The 3,902-nt window shown below is 67.5% G+C and carries 4 protein-coding genes; 1 reads left to right on the forward strand and 3 read right to left on the reverse strand.

The window, feature by feature from the left end:
• Positions 1–20 precede the first annotated feature (20 nt).
• The 3 genes from menC to ON45_RS19890 are packed head-to-tail and all read right to left on the reverse strand — an operon-like array spanning position 21 to position 3,183.
• Positions 21–1,163, reverse strand: a complete 1,143-nt coding sequence (gene menC, locus ON45_RS19880; protein WP_040496416.1) for an o-succinylbenzoate synthase — start codon at positions 1,161–1,163, stop codon at positions 21–23.
• Between the two features lie 29 nt (positions 1,164–1,192).
• The gene (locus ON45_RS19885; RefSeq protein ID WP_051063474.1) at positions 1,193–1,960 is read right to left on the reverse strand and encodes a hypothetical protein; all 768 of its coding nucleotides are present in this window, start codon (positions 1,958–1,960) and stop codon (positions 1,193–1,195) included.
• On the reverse strand, positions 1,957–3,183 hold the full coding sequence (locus ON45_RS19890) for a hypothetical protein (protein ID WP_040496412.1): 1,227 nt from the start codon (positions 3,181–3,183) through the stop codon (positions 1,957–1,959). The genes ON45_RS19885 and ON45_RS19890 overlap by 4 nt, the downstream gene beginning before the upstream one ends.
• Before the next feature lie 87 nt (positions 3,184–3,270).
• Here ON45_RS19890 and ON45_RS19895 point away from each other — a divergent pair.
• Positions 3,271–3,902: hydroxyacid dehydrogenase (locus tag ON45_RS19895; RefSeq protein ID WP_040496414.1), on the forward strand; the 632-nt coding region annotated here is incomplete at its 3' end.

The following is a 3,902-nucleotide window of genomic DNA, read 5'->3' on the forward strand; positions in this document are numbered from 1 at the left end:
GCGCTCCGTGCGCGAACTGTTCACGAGATCGTGGTGGTGGAGGTGGTGACGGAGTCGAGGAACTCGCGGTCGATGTCGAAGCCCATGCCCGATGCGGTCGGGACGGTCACATGGCCGTCGACGACGGTGATCGGATCGGTCACGATGTCCCGGGCGTAGAACCGGGTCGACGCGCTGATGTCGCCGGGCAAGGTGAAACCGGGGAGCGCGGCGAGCGCAGCGTTGGCGGCGCGACCGATCCCGGTCTCGACCATTCCGCCACACCAGACCGGCACCTCCCGGGCGAGGCACAGGTCGTGGATGCGGATCGCTTCGAGATAGCCGCCCACGCGTCCCGGTTTGATGTTCGCGATCTCACAGGCGCCCAGGTCGATGGCGTCGGCGGTTCCTTCCGCCGACACGAGTGACTCGTCGAGGCAGATCGGTGTCTCCACTTCGTCGGCGAGGCGGGCGTGGCCGATGATGTCCTCCTCGGCCAGCGGCTGTTCGATCAACAGCATGTCGAACTGGTCGAGCTGCGCGAGGTGTTCGCCGTCGGTGCGTCGGTAGGCCGTGTTCGCATCGACCTGGAGCGGCACGTCGGGCCCGATCAGATCGCGGACCGCAGCGACGTGTTCGATGTCGGAACCCGGCTCGATCTTCAACTTGATCCGGACGTATCCGTCGTCCAGATAGCCCTGCACGGTGGCGAGGAGCTCGTCGACCGAGTCGTGGATCCCGACGCTCACCCCGCTCGGGATGCGGCTCGGCTCACCGTCGGCGTCGGTTGCGGTGCCGAGCAGGTCGGCGAACGACACGCCGGCGGCGCGCAGCTGGGCGTCGAGGATGGCGGCCTCGATCGCTCCCTTCGCCATCGGATGACCGTGGACCGGAGCCAGGATTCGTCCCACGTCGGCGGCGTCGATCCCGGCGGGAGCCGCTTCGGCGAGGCGGGGGAGCAGGTGCCCTTCCATCACGTGCTGGGCCCCGTCGACGTACTCGGCGGAGTAGGTCGGTTCCGCGAGCGCGACGCACTCGCCCCACCCGTCCAACGAGCCGTCGTCGGCAGCACCGACGACACGCACGATCAGGATGTCGCGGTCGGACTCGACACCGAAACTGGTGCGGAACGGGGAGACCAGCGGCATCGCGATCCGGCGCAACTCGACACGTTCGAGACTCACCGGTTCGAGAGCGGAGGCATTCATCGTGGTCATGAGCGGGATTCGATCACGTACTCACCGGCATCGCTGAATCCGACGACCCGGTCGCCGCGGTCGAGCGCGCTCTGCAACGCATCACGAGTGTCGGTGCGCCACCGTGCGACCTCCGCCGGATCGGTCCGGCGGAGGGTGATGATGTCCTCCGGTGTGGGAACCAGTGTGTGGTCGCGGGAATCGTCGATCGCGACCCGCCCGCCGTCGATCACCGGCCACGCCATCAGCAGGCGGTCGGATTCGTCGCCCGCATTGATCGAGTCGGTCATCGTTCCGTAGAACGACGGGAGGTATTCGTGGACTTCGGCACGGAGCACCTCGATGTTGAAGCGGGCGTTCCGGCGCACGAGCGGATCGAACGTCCAGACGATCCAATCGATGTCGTGGCGCTCCGCCCACTCGCGCTGGTGCAGCTTCATCGCGCGGCCGAGACCCGTGCGACGGGCGCCCGGGAGCAGGCCGGTGATGTGGCTGTGCAACGCCGGACGCTCTTGATGGCGGGCGAGGATCCCCACCGACGCGCCGAGCATCCGCTCCTCGTCACCACGCTTCTCGTAGGCCGCGCTGACGTAGCCACCCGAGTGGGCGACCGCCATCAGGATCTCGATGGTGATCAGTTCGGTCAGCGATCCCCACACCTGCTGGAACACGGCGCACACGTCGACCATCTCGTCGGCGGTGTGCAACGTGCGGATCTCGACGTTGTCGGGTGGATCGGTCGGTGAGCGCGGATCGTCGTCGGCGTTGATGTCGATCGTGCTCATGTCAGCTCGGTTGCGTCCTCGGTGCCACGCGCGACACGGTAGGCGGTGCGAACCGCGAGCGCCTCGCGAATCTCGGGTCCGACCTCGTCGGCGAACTCCGACCGGTACGTGTCGTCCGTCGTCAGAACGACGGTGAAGTACATCCCGGAGAACGCTCCGAGGAACACCGAGACCCGGACGAGTGGTTCGCTCAGGACCAGTTGGCGGTCGCCGAGCGTCGTGGTCCACAGCACGTCGATGTCATCGAGCTGCGTCCACCCGAGCGCGGTCGACTCGGTGATCCCGAGGAAGCCGAACCCGATGAAGAACCCGGTGAGTGCCGCCGTGACGAGCGTGATCTGGAGTGCCTGGCCGAACACGACCAGCAGCCCGATGTTGAGACGCTGCCGGAGTCGCAGCGCACTGAATCGGGCGCGGGCGGTGCCATCGGGCAGCATCGGCGCCAATGGTTCGGCCGGGGTACCGGCGAGGTACTGGTCGACGTCGTCCCAACGGTCGAACTCGTTGACGCTGCGAATCGTCCCCGGGACACGACTGAGCGCGAACGCCGCGCCGAGCGCGACGAACGTGAAGATCACGATGAAGTACGCGGGCCCGTCGAGGGTGCCGGCCATCTCCCAGACCTCGGCATTGATGAACAGGAAGGTGTTGAACAGCAGCAGGAGCGGCAGCGCCCGTGCGACGAGTGAGCCGAGGCTCGCGATCTGTCGGCTGCCGCGGCGGGCACCCCAACGGAGCAGCGGGCCGATGCCGTACGACGACCAGAGGTAGATCAGCGCGAGCAGGACGAGTGCGGTGATGACGCTCTGGAGCGCGTCGCCCGGCTGACCGAACAGCAGCCCCGGAAGTGCCGGTCCGATCACGAAGAGTGCGAGTTCCGGTGCGTCGATGTCGGTCGGTCGGTCGAAGGTGGGAACGTGGCGGAGCCGATTGGACAACGCCCACACGGCGATCAGGACCACGATGACGACGGCCGCGGCACCCAGGTTCTGAGCGAGCGTCCAATTCGCGAGATCGAGCGCGTTGAACCCGAGCAGGAGGTAGGCGCCAACGAGGATCGGGAGCGCCCGTGTCCACGCGTCGAGGACCGACCCATCGGTCGACCGCTCGACGAAGTGCGGCAGCCCACGCTCGACGAACCACGCTTCGATGTCGTCGAGGACGCCGGAGACCTCGGCGGAGGAGCGGGCCGCATCGGGGTCGATTCGGTCGCCGTCGTCCACGGATGCAATGTACGCCGGTGGCGCGCGGCACTTGACGGATCGTTCAATCGGTGCGGAGCGCGGCCGTCGAGCCGATAGGCAGTGAGCATGGCACGAATCCTGGTCACGGAAGAGATCGCGGAAGGTGGCCTCGACCGCCTCCGCGAAGCGGGACACGACGTCGACACGCAGGTCGGGCTGTCCCCCGAGGAACTGCTGTCCGTGGTGCCGGGCGCCTCCGCTCTGATCATCCGATCCGCGACGCAGGTGACCGCCGAAGTGCTCGCCGCAGCGACCGAGCTCATGGTCGTGGGTCGCGCCGGAATTGGACTCGACAACGTCGACGTGACCGCTGCAACCGCGCAGGGTGTCATGGTCGTCAACGCTCCGCAGTCGAACATCGTGTCGGCCGCCGAGCACACGATGGCGCTGCTGCTCGCCTCCGCCCGCAATGTGCCCCAGGCGCATGCCGCACTGGTGGAGGGCCGCTGGGAACGCAGCAAGTGGGAAGGCGTCGAACTCGTCGACAAGACCCTCGGCGTCGTCGGTCTCGGCCGCATCGGCAAGCTCGTCGCCGACCGGGCGAAGGGCTTCGGGATGAGGCTCGTGGCGTACGATCCGTTCGTGTCCGAGGACCGCGCCCGTCAGATGGGCGTCGAGTTGCTCGATCTCGATCAGCTCGTCGCCGAGTCCGACTTCCTGACGGTCCACCTGCCGAAGACGCCCGAGACGCTGGGCCT

Source organism: Ilumatobacter nonamiensis YM16-303, from assembly GCF_000350145.1.
In the GTDB taxonomy this organism is placed as follows: domain Bacteria; phylum Actinomycetota; class Acidimicrobiia; order Acidimicrobiales; family Ilumatobacteraceae; genus Ilumatobacter_A; species Ilumatobacter_A nonamiensis.

Excerpts from the sequence above, each read along its gene's own strand:
- ON45_RS19885 (WP_051063474.1), bottom strand. The coding sequence starts at position 1,960 with ATGAGCACGATCGACATCAACGCCGACGACGATCCGCGCTCACCGACC.